General features: G+C 58.3%; 14 protein-coding genes. 8 read left to right on the top strand and 6 right to left on the bottom strand.

The window, feature by feature from the left end; all coding sequences use genetic code 11:
* Nucleotides 1-256: 256 nt before the first annotated feature.
* From PMI37_RS29795 to PMI37_RS29785, 3 genes are all read right to left on the bottom strand, one after another.
* The gene (locus PMI37_RS29795; RefSeq protein WP_008088491.1) at nucleotides 257-622 is read right to left on the bottom strand and encodes a DUF6124 family protein; all 366 of its coding nucleotides are present in this window, start codon (nucleotides 620-622) and stop codon (nucleotides 257-259) included.
* Nucleotides 623-1143: 521 nt separating this feature from the next.
* Nucleotides 1144-3555, bottom strand: coding sequence for a glucose/quinate/shikimate family membrane-bound PQQ-dependent dehydrogenase (locus PMI37_RS29790; protein WP_008088488.1), 2412 nt, complete (start codon nucleotides 3553-3555; stop codon nucleotides 1144-1146).
* 223 nt (nucleotides 3556-3778) lie between these two features.
* Nucleotides 3779-5140, bottom strand: a complete 1362-nt coding sequence (locus tag PMI37_RS29785; RefSeq protein WP_008088486.1) for a carbohydrate porin — start codon at nucleotides 5138-5140, stop codon at nucleotides 3779-3781.
* Between the two features lie 287 nt (nucleotides 5141-5427).
* On the opposite strand from PMI37_RS29785, the gene PMI37_RS29780 reads away from it, so the two are divergent.
* Together PMI37_RS29780 and PMI37_RS29775 are read left to right on the top strand one after the other, a co-directional pair.
* Nucleotides 5428-5658, top strand: coding sequence for a VF530 family DNA-binding protein (locus PMI37_RS29780; RefSeq protein WP_008088485.1), 231 nt, complete (start codon nucleotides 5428-5430; stop codon nucleotides 5656-5658).
* A gap of 1 nt (nucleotide 5659) precedes the next feature.
* Nucleotides 5660-6307, top strand: coding sequence for a Pr6Pr family membrane protein (locus tag PMI37_RS29775; RefSeq protein ID WP_008088483.1), 648 nt, complete (start codon nucleotides 5660-5662; stop codon nucleotides 6305-6307).
* Between the two features lie 370 nt (nucleotides 6308-6677).
* On the opposite strand, the gene PMI37_RS29770 is transcribed toward PMI37_RS29775, so the two are convergent.
* A complete protein-coding gene (locus tag PMI37_RS29770; protein WP_008088481.1) occupies nucleotides 6678-7466 on the bottom strand; it encodes a siderophore-interacting protein in 789 nt (262 codons plus the stop codon).
* Entirely contained in the window at nucleotides 7463-8038 is a 576-nt protein-coding gene (locus tag PMI37_RS29765; protein WP_008088479.1) for a PadR family transcriptional regulator, read from the bottom strand. Before PMI37_RS29765 ends, PMI37_RS29770 begins: the two co-directional genes overlap by 4 nt.
* Before the next feature lie 535 nt (nucleotides 8039-8573).
* Between PMI37_RS29765 and PMI37_RS29760 the strand changes: the two genes are divergently transcribed.
* The 6 genes from PMI37_RS29760 (at nucleotide 8574) to PMI37_RS29735 (ending at nucleotide 15626) form a co-directional block, all read left to right on the top strand.
* Nucleotides 8574-9065 (top strand): CS1 type fimbrial major subunit, encoded by a 492-nt coding sequence (locus PMI37_RS29760; protein ID WP_008088477.1) that lies wholly within the window; start codon nucleotides 8574-8576, stop codon nucleotides 9063-9065.
* 108 nt (nucleotides 9066-9173) lie between these two features.
* On the top strand, nucleotides 9174-11696 hold the full coding sequence (locus tag PMI37_RS29755) for a CS1-pili formation C-terminal domain-containing protein (RefSeq protein WP_008088475.1): 2523 nt from the start codon (nucleotides 9174-9176) through the stop codon (nucleotides 11694-11696).
* Between the two features lie 72 nt (nucleotides 11697-11768).
* Nucleotides 11769-12506: a hypothetical protein gene (locus PMI37_RS29750; RefSeq protein WP_008088473.1), complete on the top strand. Its 738-nt coding sequence runs from the start codon at nucleotides 11769-11771 to the stop codon at nucleotides 12504-12506.
* Between the two features lie 33 nt (nucleotides 12507-12539).
* Nucleotides 12540-13040: a CS1 type fimbrial major subunit gene (locus PMI37_RS29745; RefSeq protein ID WP_008088472.1), complete on the top strand. Its 501-nt coding sequence runs from the start codon at nucleotides 12540-12542 to the stop codon at nucleotides 13038-13040.
* 33 nt (nucleotides 13041-13073) lie between these two features.
* Complete coding sequence (locus PMI37_RS29740; RefSeq protein WP_008088470.1) at nucleotides 13074-14321, top strand: hypothetical protein; 1248 nt, start codon at nucleotides 13074-13076, stop codon at nucleotides 14319-14321.
* Between the two features lie 60 nt (nucleotides 14322-14381).
* Entirely contained in the window at nucleotides 14382-15626 is a 1245-nt protein-coding gene (locus PMI37_RS29735; RefSeq protein ID WP_008088468.1) for a hypothetical protein, read from the top strand.
* Here the strand turns inward: PMI37_RS29735 and PMI37_RS29730 are convergent.
* The coding region (locus PMI37_RS29730; RefSeq protein WP_008088466.1) for an NEL-type E3 ubiquitin ligase domain-containing protein at nucleotides 15623-18023 on the bottom strand (2401 nt) is incomplete at its 5' end. The two genes, PMI37_RS29735 and PMI37_RS29730, sit on opposite strands and share 4 nt — an antisense overlap.

The following is an 18023-nucleotide window of genomic DNA, read 5'->3' as shown; positions in this document are numbered from 1 at the left end:
TGCCAGCGATGGCGGCCTGACAGCCGACCTGGTTCTGGCGGATGACCTCGATTCAAATGTAGGAGCTGCCGAAGGCTGCGATCTTTTGATCTTGCTTTTGTAGGAGTAAAGCTTGCTCGCGATAACGGCCTGCCAGCCGACCTGGTTCTGGCGGATGAACTCGATTCACATGTAGGAGCTGCCGAAGGCTGCGATCTTTTGATTTTAAAAGCCAGATCAACAGATCGCAGCCTTCGGCAGCTCCTACAGGTCGGTGTCAGTTTTGGGTGGGGAGTTCGTGGTTATCCAGTGCGCGGTTCACCGCGAGTTCGGCGAGCATGATGATTTGCTGGATCGCCAGAATCGTGCGTCGCTGCGGCAGTTCGATGTAGGCGGCGATGTCGCTGGTCATGAGGCTGGCTTGGGCCAGGGATTCGCAGGCGTGGACCAGCAGGCTTTCGTTGTCTTGATCGGGGGCGACCTGGAACATGGTGCTGGGTTTGTGGAAGCGCAGGGTTAGGGCGTTGGGTTTGAGGTAGTGGTCGAGGGCGCGTTCGGCGGCGTCGTGGAATCTTTTTGAGCCGGGGAATTCGTAGGGGGTGGTGTCGTCCGCTGCAGGCGGATTGGGTGTTGGTTTGATCATGGTGAAGCTCCGAATGATGAGTGGGGCTGTCACTCTCAATCGCCGCGACGCGACAAAGGGTGGCAGCTGTACGCAGGTTCGCGGACCGAGCCATTCGGCAATCTCGGCATACCCGAAGGTATCCCGCGCACAGCCACCATCAAACCAAACAACAAGCACCTGAGCGCTCCCGTTTGGGTCGGCGATTATGCATCAAATCGAATGAACTGCTCGGGCCGCGACGCCCGTTCGCTGAATTTGCAGCGACCCTCAGAGCCTATCCACCCCACTTCCGAGGCACAACCGACGCGACTTGTGGGAAAAACTCCGTTCAATCACCAGCATTTGTAGGACGAGCAAATTTCCCACAGCCAACCCATTCCACCCTTTAGGAGCTGCCGAAGGCTGCGATCTTTTGATCTGGCTTTTAAAAATCAAAGTCAACAGATCGCAGCCTTCGGCAGCTCCTACATGGATATGTGGTGCACAAAAAAGGCGATGTCCCTTGCGGGGCATCGCCTTTGTTTTACCGCCGTTGAAGCTTATTCCGGCAGTTTGTAGGCAATGATGTAGTCGCCCATTTTAGTGCCCAGCGAGCCGTGACCACCGACAACCAACAGCACGTATTGCTTGCCGTCCTTGCCGGTGTAGGTCATCGGGGTCGCTTGACCACCCGCCGGCAGACGCGATTTCCACAGCTCTTTACCGCTGTTCACGTCGTACGCGCGCAGGTATTGGTCGAGGGTGCCGCTGAGGAAGCCGACGCCGCCAGCCGTGACCATCGAGCCGCCCATGCTCGGCACGCCCAAGGTGAAGCCGATCGGGATTGGCGAGCTGTCGCGGCTGGTGCCGTTTTTGCGTTTCCACACGACTTTGCCGGTGGTCAGGTCGATACCGGCAACGTAGCCCCAGGCCGGGGCCTGGCACGGTACGCCGAGTGGCGACATGAACGGGTGCATTATCACGGCGTATGGCGCGCCGGTGTTCGGTTGCACGCCAGCGGTTTCGCTTTCGCGTTTGCTGCCGGCGGCGACTTGCTCGCGTGGCACCATTTTCGAAACGAAGGCCATGTAGTTCGGGCTGGTGAACAACATTTGGCGAACCGGATCGACCGAAACGCCGCCCCAGTTGAACACGCCGACGTTACCCGGGTAGATCAGGCTGCCCTGTTCCGACGGCGGGGTGTACTGGCCTTCGTAACGCAGTTCTTTGAACTGGATGCGGCACAGCATCTGGTCGAACGGGCTCGCGCCCCACATGGCTTTTTCGGTCAGTTCCGGGGCCAGCAGGTTGAGGTCCGAACGGGCCTGGGTCGGTGCGGTGTGGTCGCCTTTCACGGCGCCCTGCGGTACCGGGATTTCCTTGATCGGAATGATCGGCGTGCCGTCACGACGGTCGAGGACGTACAGGCTGCCCTGTTTGGTCGGGGCGATCAGCGCCGGTTTCACGCCGTCGGCGGTTTTCATGTCGAGCAGGGTTGGCTGGCTGCCAACGTCCATGTCCCACAGGTCGTGGTGGGTGAACTGGTAGTTCCAGCGCACTTTACCGGTGGCCAGGTCCAGAGCAACGATACCAGCGCTGAATTTCTCGGCGCCCGGGGTGCGGTCAGCGCCCCACTGGTCTGGAGTCTGGTTGCCCAGTGGCAGGTAAACCATGCCGAGTTTTTCGTCGACGCTGGCCAGCGACCACATGTTGGCCGAGTTGCGGCTGTAGGTTTCGCCCGGTGCCAAAGGCTCGGTGGCGTCTGGCTTGTCGCTGTCCCAGTTCCATACGAGGTGGCCGTCGCGCACGTCGAAGGCGCGGATTACGCCCGATGGCTCGTTGGTCGATTCGTTGTCGGTGACGTGACCGCCCATGATCACCAGATCACGAGTAATCGCGGCCGGCGAGGTGGAGTAGTAGCCACCAGCGGTGAACGGGCCGATGCCTTGGGTCAGGTCAACCACACCGTTGGTGCCGAAGCCTTCGCAGATTTTGCCGGTGTCGGCGTTCAGCGCGATCAGACGGGCATCAGCGGTTGGCAGGTACAGACGACGCGGGCAGGCCTGAGCAACGGCTTTGCCGGCTTCGGAAATCACAGCGGACGCTGCGTTTTCAGTTTTGGCGTACGCGGCTTCGTCGTAGTACGACACGCCACGGCAAGTCATGTGGGCGAAGCCTTTGAAGCCGACCGGGCTCTTGATCTGCGGGTCGAAGCGCCACAGTTCTTTGCCGGTGTCCGGATCCAGGGCCAACACTTTGCTGTGCGCGGTGCAGGCGTAGACCATGCCGTTGGCTTTCAGCGGGGTGTTTTCGTTGGTCAGCTCGACCGGGTCATCCGCCGTCGGCAGGTCGCCGGTCTGGATGCGCCAGGCTTCTTGCAGCTTGCCGACGTTGGCCGGGGTGATCTGCTTCAGCGGCGAATAACGGTCACCGAATTCGGTGCGGCCATAGGCCTGCCAGTCGCCATCGGGCATCGCTGGTGCGGTGCTGCTGGTGTCGGCGGTGTCGCGGCCCAGTTCGCCGAAGGTTTCGCCCGGGTGGGTGAACAGGCTGATCAGCGCGGTGAGGCCAGCGAGAACCACGGCCACGGTCAGACCGCGAGTGCCCATCGGCGCCGGGCCGTCAAGCAGCAGCGGACGACGGAACCACGGCAGCAACATCACGAAGCCGAGGACAAACCACAGGGCCAGACGTGGAACCAGTTGCCACCAGTCCAGACCGACTTCCCACAGCGCCCAAACGGTGCTGGCGAAGAGAACGATGGCGTACAGGCCCAGCGCCGCGCGACGGCGCATCAGCAACAGGATGCCGCTCAGCGCAATGCCGATACCGGCCAGCAGGTAATACAACGAGCCGCCGAGCATGCTCAGCTTGACCCCTCCGGCCAACATGGCCAGGCCCATCAGTAGAAGCAGAATGCCGAGCAGGCTCGGTAGCAAACGGCCCCGACTCGAAGCACTTTCGGTGCTCATAGTGTGATTCTCCGTGACGTTTATGTAGTCCCGCGCTGTAGTCACTGTAGATGACGATTGAGCGCGGGCATGGTTCAGATAAAAACTTGTCTAGCTAACGAATTTCATAAATCCCCTGTGGGAGCTGGCTTGCCAGCGATGGCGGTCTATCAGTTGGCATTTTCAGTGACAGACCCACCGCTATCGCTGGCAAGCCAGCTCCCACAGGTTTTTGGGGTGTCGGTTAGAACGAGGACTGGATTTTGATCCCGCCGATCAGGGCGTCGTCGACGTTGTTCACGCCACCGGGGTGGCGGATGTATTGCAGGTTCGGGCGTACGGTCAGCCAGTTGCTCACGTGCACGCCGTAATACAGCTCGGCGCTGTATTCGGTGTCTTGCGGTGGCAGGAAGGACGGATCGTCGTAGTCGTATACGGCGTTGGCCTGATTCGTCGCTTCGGCGTTTTTGCGGTAGGCCGGGTTGACGTGTACGCGGGCGAGGGCGAAGCCGATGTCATCCTTGGCGCGCGCATCGAATGGGCCTTTGTAGGTGATGCCGGCCTGCACGTAGTTGTCGATCGCGTTGGTTTTCTTGTCGTGCATCGTGCCGTTGGCGAACACGCTCAAACCGCGACTGTTATCGCTGGCAACGCTGGTGACTTGCTGCTGAATGCCCAGCCAGACGCCGTGTTTGCTCGACGCGCTGCGGTAGGCTTCGCCACTGAGGGCCGCCGGTTGGCCGCTCTGATCTTTATAAGCGTCGGTGGCTTTGGCGTTGCTGTAGTAGTAACCGGCGCGGTATTCGCCCGGCAGGCCGTTGAATTTCGGCGTCCACACCAATTCGATCGGCAGGATCGCGCCTTGGGTGCCGCTGCCGCTCAGTTTGAAGCCGTTGCCGCGATCGAGGTTCGATGGGTTTTGTTCGTAGGCACCGACCTGCGCGTACAACTCTGGGGTCAGGTGATATTTGACGCGCAGCGCCCATTGGCTGACCGGCCAGTTGTACCAGATGCCGCCGACCCAGTTGCCGACCTGCGAGCCGCAGAACGCGAGGTTCTGGAAGTCGCACGGGAAGCTGTTGAAGTCTTCGCCTTCGCCGAAACGGCCAACCTTGATGTCGAGTTTCTGATCGAAGAATTTCTGCTGATACCACATCTGCGTCAGGCGGGTGGTCTGGCCACGGCCCCAGACTTCCTGGGCCGAAGTGAAGCCGCCAACGCGCGGATCGTTGATGCGGTCGTTGCTGATGTTGTTGCCGCTGCGTTTGGTGATGGTCAGTTGAAACTCGGCATCGTCCCAGCCGAGGATCTTTTGCAGGTCCAGGTGCGTGCCCAGACCAAACTGATCGCTGTAACGCGCGGTGCGGTCATGGTCGTAACCGCCGTGCAGGTTGCTGCCCATTTCGCCGGTGTAATCGAGCTTGAAGTCGTAGCCTTTTTCCGAGAGTTCGGTGCGCGTGCCGTTCCAGTCACCGAGCATGTACGGTGATTCGCTGTCGAACGCGGGCGCCGCTTGAGCGCAGGTGGCAAGGCCTAGTGCGGTGCAGCCGCCAAGGGTGCGCAGGGCTGAGATAGCGCTGTCTCGGGAGAAGGAAAAATCGGGCATGGATAAGTCTTTTTTTGGTGTTTTCGGGGGTGCAATTCGTGCGCTTCAATATGTCGCAGGCAGTGAAGCGATTCAGCGGAAGGGCGGCAGGATAATGATCTGTAACAAAAAGACAAAGGCCTTTTGCAGACATGCAGCATTTCGCAATCGGTAACAGTCCCTGTAGGAGCTGCCGAAGGCTGCGATCTTTTGACCTTGACCTACATTTGAAGGAAGCCCTTCCACCGAACCACCCCCTCGGCTAAGGTGCGCGGCTTCCGCATTTTTCACTTGCCCAAAGGCCTGGCATGAACGACCAAACCCCCGATCCGCTGCACGGCGTCACCCTCGAACAGATCCTCAACGCTTTGGTGACTCATTACGAATGGTCGGGGCTGGCCGAGCGCATCGATATTCGCTGCTTCAAAAGCGATCCGAGCATCAAGTCGAGCCTGACGTTTCTGCGCAAAACCCCGTGGGCGCGGGAGAAAGTCGAGCGCCTGTACGTGAAGTTGATGCGCACCAAGCGACCGCTCTGAAATGGACGCCGTGCGGCGGCGACGCCTGATCACCTGCGCTGCTGTATTGGGCTGGGCGGGGCTGGGCATTCAGCTTTATCTGATTTTTTTTGCGCGTTTGAGCGTCGGCGCCAGCCTGTTGGGCGGGCTGGTGAGTTTTTTCAGTTACTTCACGATCCTCACTAATACGCTGGTGGCGACGGTGTTGACCTGTGCCGTGACCGAGCGTGAATCCGCCGTGCGCCGTTGGTTTTTGCAGCCGTGGGTGAGCAGTGGGATTGCCGTGAGTATTGCCGTGGTCGGTCTGGCCTACAGCCTTTTGCTGCGGCATTTGTGGCACCCGGAAGGTTGGCAGTTTGTTGCCGATGAGCTGCTGCACGACGTGATGCCGCTGCTGTTCCTGGGCTATTGGTGGTTGTGCGTACCGAAGGGCATGTTGCGCGTTTGGCATCTGCCGGTGTGGCTGATTTATCCGCTGGTGTACTTCATCTACGCCTTGCTGCGCGGGCATTTGCTCGGCGCGTATGCGTATCCGTTCATTGATGTCGCGGTGTTGGGTTATCCACAGGTGCTGATCAATGCCGGGGGGATATTGGTCGGGTTTGTGGTGATTGGGTTGCTGGTGATCGGCCTGGACCGCTGGCGTGCAACCCGATCTTTAGATCAGTGAGGAACCTGTGGTAAATGAGAAACCTGTGGCGAGGGGATTTATCCCCGTTGGGCTGCGAAGCGGCCCCAAAACATTCTATGAGTTGTGTCAGGTAATCCGCAGTGCCCGGTTTCAGGGCTGCTTCGCAGCCCAGCGGGGATAAATCCCCTCGCCACAGGTCATCACTAACCACAGGTCATCACTAGCCACAGGTAATCACTAACCACAGGTCATCACTAGCCACAGGTAATCACTAGCCACAGGTAATCACTAGCCACAGGTAATCACTAGCCACAGGTAATCACTAGCCACAGGTCATCACTAACCACAGGTAATCATCAACCACAGGTGATCACCAGAAACAGGTAATTCCCAGCCACAGGGGTTTGTGTCACTCCTCTTCAGAAGTGCCCTCAGCGCGCCAGTAGCCGACGGCTTTGATCAGTTGCTCATCCAGCCCGTGCTCATCGATCAGGACACGGCGAATCTGCCGTGAGACTTTGGTCTCCGTCGCCACCCACGCATACAGATTGCCTTTGGGCACCTGCAACTGTTTCACCGTGCTCAGCAGGTTGTCCTTGCCGCCCTCACGCAACACCCAGATCACATTGACCTGCGCTGCGCTCCCCAGCACTTGCTGTTCAGCACCGTTTTCCACCTCGATCACGACCAAGGCTTTGCGATTCGCCGCCAAACCTTCAAGGCGACGGGCGATGGCGGGCAGGGCGGTTTCATCTCCGATCAGCAGGTAGCTGTCGAAGATATCCGGCACGATCATCGAGCCACGCGGCCCGCCGATGTGCAGGAATTGCCCCGGTGCAGCTTGCTCGGCCCAGGTCGACGCAGGGCCGTCACCGTGCAGTACAAAATCGATGTCCAGCTCCAGCGCATCCAGGTCATAACGGCGCGGCGTGTAGTCGCGCATCTCTGGCTTTGGCCCATCGTCCTTGCCGGCGCCGAGCACCATGGTTTCCAGCGCGGCGGCCTGCTCGGCGTTCTGCGGGAACAGCAGTTTGACGTGATCGTCCGTGCCCAGGCTGATAAACCCGGCCAGCTCCGGCCCGCCGAGGGTAATGCGGCGCATGCGTGGCGTCAGGTCGACTACACGCAGCACCTCAAGCTTGCGGCGTTTGATTTGGTGCATCACACGGTGAATGGTTTGGGTATCGACTGCAGTCATTCGGCTTTCTCCGAGGCAGGTTGAACGGCAGGGCCGTCGACGATGGCTTTGGCGGTGTTATTGAGCAGATCGCGCACGCGCAGGATTTCTTCCGGGCTCCAGCGGCCGTGGTGCATTTGCAGGGCGTGACGCAAGTTATGCACGGCTTCATGGATTTCGGCGGGGCGGTCGTGGCCGCGCAGCGAGCGTTTACTGACGTCGATGCGCATGCGCACGCCATCGAGCGCCACGGTTTGCTCGCCCAAAGACAAACGACCGGCTTCGGTGACGCTGTAGCGTTTTTTACCGCCCTCGGCGTCGCCAGCGATCAGGTCGCTTTCTTCCAGAAAGGTCAGGGTCGGGTAGATCACACCGGGGCTCGGGCTGTATGCACCGTCGAACATGCCTTCGATCTGGCGGATCAAGTCGTAGCCGTGGCATGGCTGTTCGGCGATCAATGCCAACAGCAGCAATTTCAAATCGCCGGGGGCAAACACCCGGGGGCCGCGGCCGCCGCGTTCGCGACCGGGGCGTTTTTCGAAGCCGTCGCGGCCGTCGCCATGTTCGCGGTGGGGGGAATGATGGTCTCTCATTTCAGTCTTCTCTCGTCGTGTTTAGATACAACTTAAGATATATCTTATGGCTTGATCAAGCTGAAATGACCAACGGTCGAGCAGGTCTGCACGGGCGCGCAGATGGCGCAAGGGGCGCCCGAGGAGGATTTTTTCGCCGCGCCGGTAACAATAAATGCCTATACAACTTTCAGTTAGTTTGATTAATTACTCTAAAGCATCGATGTCGTCCTTATTTTATTGCGTGTGTAGTTTGGTTCTTACAGAAGTTGCATGGCCTGCAACTTTTTCATTTTGTCCTGATGTAGTATCGGTCTTACAGTTACTCAAGTGTTTTTCTCGAAAGTTGCTGTTTTTCTTTCAAGTCGAATCGCCCTTTGGCTACGCACTCGTCAGAAACGGCCTGCTTATTTCGTGGTGGGAATAGGGGAATATTCCTCGGCGTTGAACGTCCACTTTCTTACATGTCTGAAGCCGGCTGGTCTTCATTCTTCTGTTCATGTAAGCAGCACTGGACTTCAGCCATCTCCCACAACGAAATGACAGGAAGTTAATCATGCTCAAGCAACTTGCAATCGCTACTCCTCTGGCCATCCTGACGCTGGGTGCTTCGGTGGCCTTTGCGGCTGAAGAATCGCGCACCGCCATCAATATCGTCGCGGACATTCCGAGCAAGGTGTTCCACGCCCAGCCGGTCGATCCGAACTTCGGTAAAAACGAAGAAATGCGCTACGTCATCGGCGCTGGCACGTTGTCCCCGGTGCGCGGCACCTATGACATCCAGCACAGCCAGGGCTCGGTAGGCGCTTACGTTGAAGGTGGGCCGCAGCCTTTGTTCAACGGTGCCAATACCATTGCCCTGACGTACACCTTCAACGGTAAAACCCTCACCGGCGTGTCTGAAGAAGTTGTAGGCGACACCGAATCCAATGGCGGCATGCGTGCCGATCTGGTGATCACCGCCGCCAAACCGGCCGATGGCCAGTCCGGCCTGTACACCGCCACGCCGGTGGTGATGTTCGACGCGATTCCGCGCATCACGCCGTAAAGCGCTGTCGGTCATTGCCGTTTCTGGCAATGCGTTCGTCCGGCCGATCGCTAATAAACAGTGTTCGGCCGGCGTTTGGCCAATCAAACAAAAAGAGTAACTAAGTTCATGTTTCCGATGACACCCATCGCGGCAGCGCTTGCACTTTTTTTATGTGCCAATGCCTTGGCTGCGTCTACCGATGCCAGTCATACACCGCGTAACTTGTTGGCGCAGGCCAAAGGGCTGCCGAGCGAATTCGAAGAGCACTTCTTTGATGTGCCGCTGGCGGTGCGTGTTGAATTGGATCAACAGTTTCTGGGCGAGGCGATGATTGTTCTATCACGCAATGATCGCATCACCCTCCTCGAATTTACCGAGAGTGTCGACAGCAACTTCAGCGCCACTGAACGCGATGTCTGGGCCGACTATCTCGGTCGTGGTGTCGCCCTGGGTGCCTGTCAGGGCAGTTGCCCGGAGCAGATGCTCGCGGTGCACTACAACCTGGAAAATTCGCTGGTGTCGATCGTCACCGAAAATGCTGAGCGCGACAGCCAGGCCCCACGTTACTACCTGCAACCGCAAGCCGGCAGCACCGGTTTGATTGTGCGCAACCAGCTCAACCTCAACGGTGGTCAGGATCAGGACCTCGGAGGCCGTTACGGTCTGGTCACCAGCAGCAGCCTCGGCAACTGGACACAAAGTTTGAACGTACAAATGGCCCGTCTCGGCGGCTCGGACGAGCAGATGTATCACGCCGTGCAAGAGCTCTACAGCCAGAAAGAACTGCAAGGCCGTTTTATTCGCCTGGGCTATTTCATGCCTGATTCGGAAGGCTTGACCCGTCAGCCGCGTTCGTTCGGTGTCAGCCCGGACACCGCGGTGGGCGCCATGTACGGCAGCTCCGACAGCCTCGCCATCGACAATCCGAAACCCAGCGTTTATCCGCTCTACGTCACCGCGAACCGCCAGGCTTCGGTGGAGATTTATCGCAACGGCATGTTGATCAACACGCAACCGGTCGACGCCGGTCTGCAAACTCTGGACACCCGCCCGTTACCCGGCGGCATCTATGAAGTCGAAGTGCGCCTGATCGAAGACGGCCAGATCACCTCCACCACGTCCGAGCTGATCTACAAACCGAACAACTGGCGCAATCATGACGAGCGCTGGCGCTACAACGTGTTCGCCGGGCGCGAGAGCAAATTGTGGAGCAATTGGGACGATCAGGCCTCCGGCGGCATGACGGCGGGCGCGGCGTTCAACTACCTGCTGCATCCTCGGGTCATCGTCGGGTTCTCCGGACGCCAGATCAGCGAAAAACTGCAGTACGGCACCTCGATCGACTGGACGCTGGCCAATAACACCAGCGTGTTCGGCAACGTTTACCAAACCGAAGACCACGGCACCGGCCTCGATCTGCAGGGCATGTACAGCTACGGCTCCGGCAGTATTTTCCTGACCCACAACCGCAGCTGGCTCGACACCACTAACACCTACGAAACCTTGCCCGACGGCACACGAGTGCGGCAGCGCAACGTGTTCATCGGCCAGACCAGCAACTCGGCGCTGTCGGTGAATCATCGGGTCAGCAACAAAAGTTCGATCAATGCGCGGGTGTCGCACAGTGACGGCAATATCGAAGGTGTCGGTCTCGATCTCGGCTGGACGCAGCGCGGCGAATTGTTTGGCAGCGATGCCAACTGGCGTCTGTCGGTGTTCGACCGCCCCGGCAGTTTCAGCAGCGGCGATGCGCGCAATCGCGGGGTCGATCTGAGTGTCAGTCTGGCGCTTGGTGCACCGGGTGAGCAGATTTCCGGCAGCCTTGGTTCGCGCACTTCGCGTTATGGCGGACGCGATAACAACGCGTCCGTCACCTATCGCAAAGACCTGCAGGATCACCTGCTGCAAAGCGTCTCGGCCACAGCGATCACCGACACCTATGGTTTGGGGCTTTCCGGGACTGGCAGCTTCCAGAGTGACGCGGTCAACGGCGACGGTTTCGTTCAGCGTTCGTCGTTCAACGGCAATCTCACGGGGGGCTTGAACCTCGACAGCACCATCGCGTTGAGCGGTCAGCACCTGGCCATGACCCGTCAACACGACCGAGGTGGCGCCGGAATGATCGTCGACGTTGAGTCCGACCTGGACAACATCGCCCTGCGCGCCGACGACCTCAGTGGTGGCAGCGCCAACTTGCGGCCGGGACGCAATTTCATCCCGATCACCGCATACAAAAAAGGCACGGTGAGCTTCGATTTTGAAGGCAACGACGTGCCGGCCGCCGCGATCCAGCCGGCGCGCATGAGTTATCACTTGAACAAGGGCGGCGTGGACTATCGAAAAATCCGCGTGATGAAAACCCTGACGGTGCTCGGCCGCTTGATCGACCCCAAAGGTCAACCGCTCAAGGGCCACCACATCATCAACCACGCCAGCCGTGGGGTGAGTGAAGTCGACGGGTTCTTCTCGATGGAAATGAACGCCGGCGCGCCGACCCTGGAAGTGCGTCAGGGCGATCAATTGCTCTGCCGCTTCCGTTTGAACACCGATGCCGCCCGGGTGGAAAACAACGTGCTGATGATTGGCGATTTGCGCTGCACGCCGGACACCTTGGCGGACACCGCCAATGGCAATGAAACCGCTGGTTGATCCGACCTTAAACCCGTCACTCGCTGTGACAGCCCGTTGCGGCTGTGTTGAATATACAGAGGCAAATCGAACATGAAACGTTTGTTGGCAGTTGGTTTTTTCTTGTGTGCGCCCCTCGCTTTTGCCGCTCCGCAGATCAACGTCGGCGTGGTCTACGACTATCTGGATGCTGACAAAAGCACCTATCTGAAACGCATCTTCAATGGCGGCGACAGTACCGCGTTCATCAAGATCAATATTCTCGAAATGATCTTCGATGAGCAGGGCGCTGCCCGCGAAATTCCTCTGCAATCCCAGGCCGGTGCCACGGCACGCGACGGCCTGATGGCCAGCCCGGCGCGGCTGATCGTGCCGGCCAACGGCACTCAAGGCACGCGCTTGTTGTACATGGGCGCGCGCGATCAGGAACGCTATTTTCGCGTGCGTTTTGTGCCGGTGGTGCCTGAAGCCGCCGACGAATTTGCGCTCACGGATGAAGAGCAGGCGGACTACAAAAAAGACTTCGCGGCCGGCGTTACGGTGCTGGCCGGTTACGGCACGGTGTTTTTCGTGCGGCCGAAAAACACCCGGTTCGACAGCGTCATCGATGACGGCAACGGCCAATATCAAATCCGCAATAACGGCAACAGCGTGGTGGTCATCGACGAGTTCAAGGACTGTGCCGTGGGCAATGACCAGGACTGCCAGCCGACCACCAAACACCACATTCTGGCCGGGCGCACTTTCCGTTTCGACAAGCAGGCAGGGCGCAATTACCGCTTCACGGTGGTTGAAGGCGCGGCGAAAAAGAAAGTCGACGTGAAGGGTTAGGCACACCGCGATTTGGATGGCAGAGGAACGATCATGAACAGGCGAAAAATTGCACGGGTGACGCTGACCGGTTTGTTACTGGCCTGCACCTGTGCTCACGCGGCGCGCGAGGTGCAGGAGTTTGAAGTGTCGGTGAGCATTCCCTCTTCAGGGTTCCATGTCTTGCCGGCAGATCCTGGCTGGATCAGTCGCGAACAGCGGCTGCCGTGGAGTTTGCTCAACTCGACGCTCGGTGGTCTGCGCAAGGATTTTGATGTGAAAAACGAGGGCGGGGCGATCGAGGCGCAACTGGACGGTGTGGCTTATCTGTCCAGTGGCGAGAGCCAGCACAATATCAATCTGCAGGTGGTGTTCAACGGCAGAGTGCTGAAAGTCGGCGAGGCGGTTGAAGTGGTTTCCTCGGTTGACGCCAAGCAGGGGCGACGCGTGTTGCTGGAAATCACCCCGCAGAGACCGGAAGACGGGGTTTATAAACCGGGCAGTTATTTCGGCAACGTCAACATGATCTTCAACGCCGTTTTACCCGGTGCTTGAGACCGATTGTCCGGACTGAACAGGTGAAGGGACATGATGAATATTTATGCACGTTTGGTGGTTGTGCTAGTGAGCGGTTTTGCCGTGATGTCGGTGTCGGCAGCGGTTAAAGACATCGAGGCGTTGTTTCGGCCGGACTCTGCAAATCCGCAGAGTAACGAATTTATAAACCAGACACCTTCTGAGGGGTTTTGTCTGCAGTTGCCCGGCCAGTGCAAGCCGGAAGGCCTGTTCACCTTGGTCGCACCGATTGTTTTCAATGCCAGTGGGCCGATTCAGGCTTTTCACACAGACCCGCGTCAGGGCGGAATGGCTAAAGTCCCTTCGCATTGGCAGCGCATTGAAATGACCCATGAATCAGGCGACAGGGAGATTCTTGAGTTACGTATCGCGGGAGTTGGTCACGAATCTGGACTTTTTCAGCCAGTGACTGAAATTGTGGAGGGGCAGGCCGGTAAGGATCTTTCGCTGGCATGGAGCATTTTGTGGACTGGCGGCTCTTGGCGAGAGGCGCCAGCGCCCTGTATCGGCGTCTCCAGTGCCACGATGGGGCCTGTCGGTTACAACAGTTTCTGGAAAGTCCCGGTTAATGCTGGAGTCTGTGCCAAACAGGCACGATTTCTGATTCCCGGTTTTTTCTTTCGCTACTTCGTTTACGGCTATGAACTGCGCACCCCCAGCCCGTTGACGATGAAGTCTGGTCGTTACCACGGGAGCGTCGAGTACTCGGTGGGTCCCGGTAAAGATTTCGACATGGGCGACTTGATGATTCCCAACGATAACTTGCTCCAACTCAATTTCACCCTGGTCGTCGAGCACATGCTCAAAGTCGAAATTCCTCCGGGTGGCAACAAGGTTGAATTGATCCCTGAGGGCGGATGGCAGGCCTGGCTGAATCAGGGGCGTAAACCTACGCGATTGTTCCGCGACCAGACTTTCAATATCTGGACCAGCTCGCAATTCAAAATGCAGATGACATGCGAGTTCACCGTGGGTGATGTCTGCGGTCTTGAGGAACCGGGAGGTCGCATCGCGCCGTTGCAAGTTGCGGTGACTTTGCCCTCCGGGCTGACCTCGGCGGACGGTCGGCCGGTCGTTCGTCAGCCGTTGCGGGTGAGTGGCGTGGGTACCGAGCTTTTTCAGCCCGGTATTTATGTCGACCGCAAACCGGGGGTTTTGCACTTTGACATCAAGCAGGCTGATGTCGAGCGCATGTTGTCCGGCGAGGCTGCCACGTATAGAGGCAACGTCACGGTTGTTTGGGATTCCGAGGTCGGCTGATCTGGTCAAAACCGGCTGCCGATCAGGGAAATGGTTGGCGGCCTGCACGAGGTTCAATGGATGATTTTTTTTCGAGTACTCCTGCGAGGTGCGTTCTCGCTGGCTTTGGTTTTCGTGTGGTTATCATCGGCGACAGCCGAACAGGTTTCGATCAACGCATCTTTCAAACCGGATTCGGCCTATCCGCAACGCAATAAATTCATCAATGACACACCGTCCAGCGGTTATTGCGCGGGCTATGCCCAGCAATGCAAAGACAATGAAATGTTCAGTTTGCAGGTGCCGATCCGCTTCTATTCTGCCGGCCCGATTGTGGCGAATCATCCATCGATTCGTCAGGGTGCCATGTTCAAAGTCCCTACCCAGTGGCGCGATCTGACGGTGACACATCAGGGCACGGCTGAAACGAAAACGCTGAAGGTACGAATTGCCGGGCTCGGCTCAAAGTATCTGACTGAAAACATCATGAAACTTGTGGGCCCTCGTCCAGATTATCGGGATGCACACTGGGCGTTGTGGGATGGAACTTGGGTCAATACACCGCCTCCTTGCACGTATAGCGGTGTCGGTGTGATCTGGGAAAACGGTTATGGTTTTTTCTGGAAGACGCCCACTGAGGGCGTCTGTTCACGACAAGCGAAGTTCGACATCCCCTGGTTGCGTTATGACTACCTTGATTTCGCCTATGAACTGGAAACCCCCAGCCCGCTGGAAATGTCCTCGGGTAAATACATGGGTACTCTGACCTACACACTAGGCCCCGGAGCGGATTTCGATTTCGGCGACATCATGTTGCCAACCGATTCCGCATTGACCTTGAACTTTGAGCTGGAGGTGCAGCACACCCTCAAAGTCGATATTCCACCGGGTGGCACTCGTGTCGAATTGGTGCCTCTGGGCGGCTGGCAGGCCTGGCTGAATCAAGGACGTAAGCCGACGCGTTTGTTCCGCGACCAGACCTTTAATATCTCGACAAGCTCCCGTTTCAAAATGCAGATGACGTGCGAGTTCGCGGTGGGCGATACCTGTGGTCTGGAGGCGCGAGGAGGTCGTTCCGTACCGTTGCAGGTTGCAGTGACGTTACCCGCTGGTCTGACATCGGCAGCTGGCGGCGCAGTAATCCGCCAACCGTTGCGGATCAGCGGCACAGGTACCGAACTGTTCCAGCCGGGCGTTTACGTTGACCGCAAACCGGGCACGTTGCACTTCGCGGTCGAGCAGGCGGATGTCGAACACATGTTGTCCGGCGGCGCGGCAACGTACAAAGGCAACGTCACGGTCATCTGGGATTCCGAGGTCGGTTAACCGGGGGGCAGTGCGAGTTTTTCCAACGCATCGCGGGTTTGCTGGCGGCTGAGCTGCTGCTCCTGATCGCCCAGATCATTGATCAGATGTTCGTATACAGAATCCGGCATGGGTTGCCCGGTCAGCACTTGCTCTTTGGGGACGCCCAGTATTCGTGCGAGATCCTTGAGCTTGTCGCGCAAAGCCGCTTTTTGCTGGTAAGGATCGTTGGAGCCTGCCCAGTCGGCTTGTGCCGTACGCAAGTCGTCGAGCTGTGATGACCGCTCCTCGAAGCGGGCCTTGTTGGCGTAGTAACTGTCGGGATGAGCCTCGCGCAGATAGTCCGTCCAGAACGGCTGTTCGAGCATGCGGTTGATCAGGCCGTCGCCAGCCTCCATCGCGTTGACCGTTTCGAATGCCAGGTCGATTTTCGCCTGATCGACACCTGCAGTGATGCGAAACAGCATGTTCTGCGACTGCCACGGCAGATCGAGGCGCTGCGCCAGCCCCGTCTGATAGGCCAGGTACACCTCGACCACGTCGGGATTACCGCCACGGCTCTGGATGTCCGCTTGGGCGACATCATTGACGTAATCCAGTCGCGCAGCGCCTCGGGCCAATGTCACCAGTTTTTGTTCGAGCATGGCTCTTGAGGTCGAAGACAACCGGGCTTCGGCCGCCAGCACCCTGATGCCCATCTGATTGAACACCTGTGCCCCGGCATCCCGGCAATTGACTGGCGCGATGGCCATCTCGAACAGATCCTGACGCAGGTTTTTGTCGATATCGATCGCATGGATCATTCGCCAGACACGCTCGCTCAATTGCTCCCGTGCCGAGCCGCCGCTGCGATAATCCGCCGATTGGGTCAGGTCATCGATGATTTTGAAGAAGCCCCGCGAGTTCGGTTCGGAGGCCAGATCGGGCCACGCTTCCGGGCGATAAATGCCGATTCCCGGCATCCGGTTGAATAACGCATCGGTCTTCAAAGGCCAGCGTCTGATCATTTCGGTGGTGGTTGTCGACGTGACATGTTCGGGGATAAGGCCGACGGAAGTGCGATATTTCTCGTAGAGAACACGATTGACGTCAGACAACTCACTGGCAATCAGGCGGGTGCGCGCGATGATGAAGGCGTTGTTGGAACCCGGTACGACACGCGGAACTTCCTCGATCGGATTGCCCAGCATGTCGAGGAAAAACTGTCGTGGCCGATGCTTTTCAAACAGTCCCTCAGGCCAGGTGGTCAGCCCGGTTTCGTTCAGCGTCAGGATACCCAGACGCGGCATTCGGCTGACATTGGGAGCCAGGCCCAAGGGGTTCAGATCCAGACGCAGGGTTTGCAGACGCGTGAGGTTCTTCAGTTCCTCCACGGTTTGCGGCGTCAACTGAATCTGGTTGCCCGAGAGGCGCAAGGTTTCCAGTTGACGCATGCGGCCGATGTCTTTCGGCAGTTGCTTCAACTCGCAGTTTCTGGCGCTCAATTGACGCAGGTGATGAAAGTCCTTGAGCAGTCCCGATCCGTCGGTGGCGAGCGGCACGTTGTCGAGGGAGAGGGTAGTGATCTGATCGAGATAAGGCTTGATGTCCGGTAGTTTTTTCCACCAGTGCTCAAGATTGTAGCGACGCATTTCAGAGGAAAGATCCAGCGTATAACCGGCATGCGGTGCGACGCTGCGTTCGCCAAACACCGTGGCTTTACGTTCAAAACAGGCCATCAGTCTTTCGGACAGATGCAGGCCGCCGTCGAGCATAAACGTCAGGTTATGCGTGCCACCATTGCCGGAGTGCCAGTTGATCACTTCCTCGAAGCGCCAGGTGTCGAGGGCGATGCGCAATGTGTCGAGGTCGTTTTCGATACGCCGGATGCCAGACTCGGCATCGCCCTGGGTGCTTAGCGCTTGGGCAAAACCTTGCACTTCGGTTTCATTGAGGTGCGGGTAAATGTCCTGAATACGGTCGAGCAGGGTTTGCCCGGCTCTGGAGTAACCGGGACCACCGAGCAAAATAGTGGTTTCAGTCGCTACGCGGTCACTGATCGGTGGTTCGGCGAGCAACGTGCGACGTACGCTCGCCGGCTCGGTTTTCGCCAGAATCCAGTGTTTGAAACCGGCGGCGTCATCGAGGCGATAACCCAGTGTCTGGCGCTGATCAGCGGGCAGGGCGTTGAGGATTGCTTGAAACAGATCGCCCGGCCGGTCTTGCAGATGCTGGCCTTGAGCGTCATGCGCGGTGTAGCGAGAATCGGCGTCCTTGATCAGTGTGTTTACTGTCGTGGCGTCAGCGGAGCCAACGCTGCAAATCAGCTCGCCATCCAGCGATTGCTGGCGCACTTCAATGCGCAGTCGGGCCAGCGCATCGCTGTGGATACGCAGGGCATTGAGGGCCAGGCGTTCAGTGTCGGCGGTCGCCAGCCAG

Source organism: Pseudomonas sp. GM80, from assembly GCF_000282515.1.
GTDB lineage: Bacteria > Pseudomonadota > Gammaproteobacteria > Pseudomonadales > Pseudomonadaceae > Aquipseudomonas.
The sequence above is the reverse complement of the archived record's forward strand: the minus strand, read 5'-3'. Positions and strand labels throughout refer to the sequence as shown.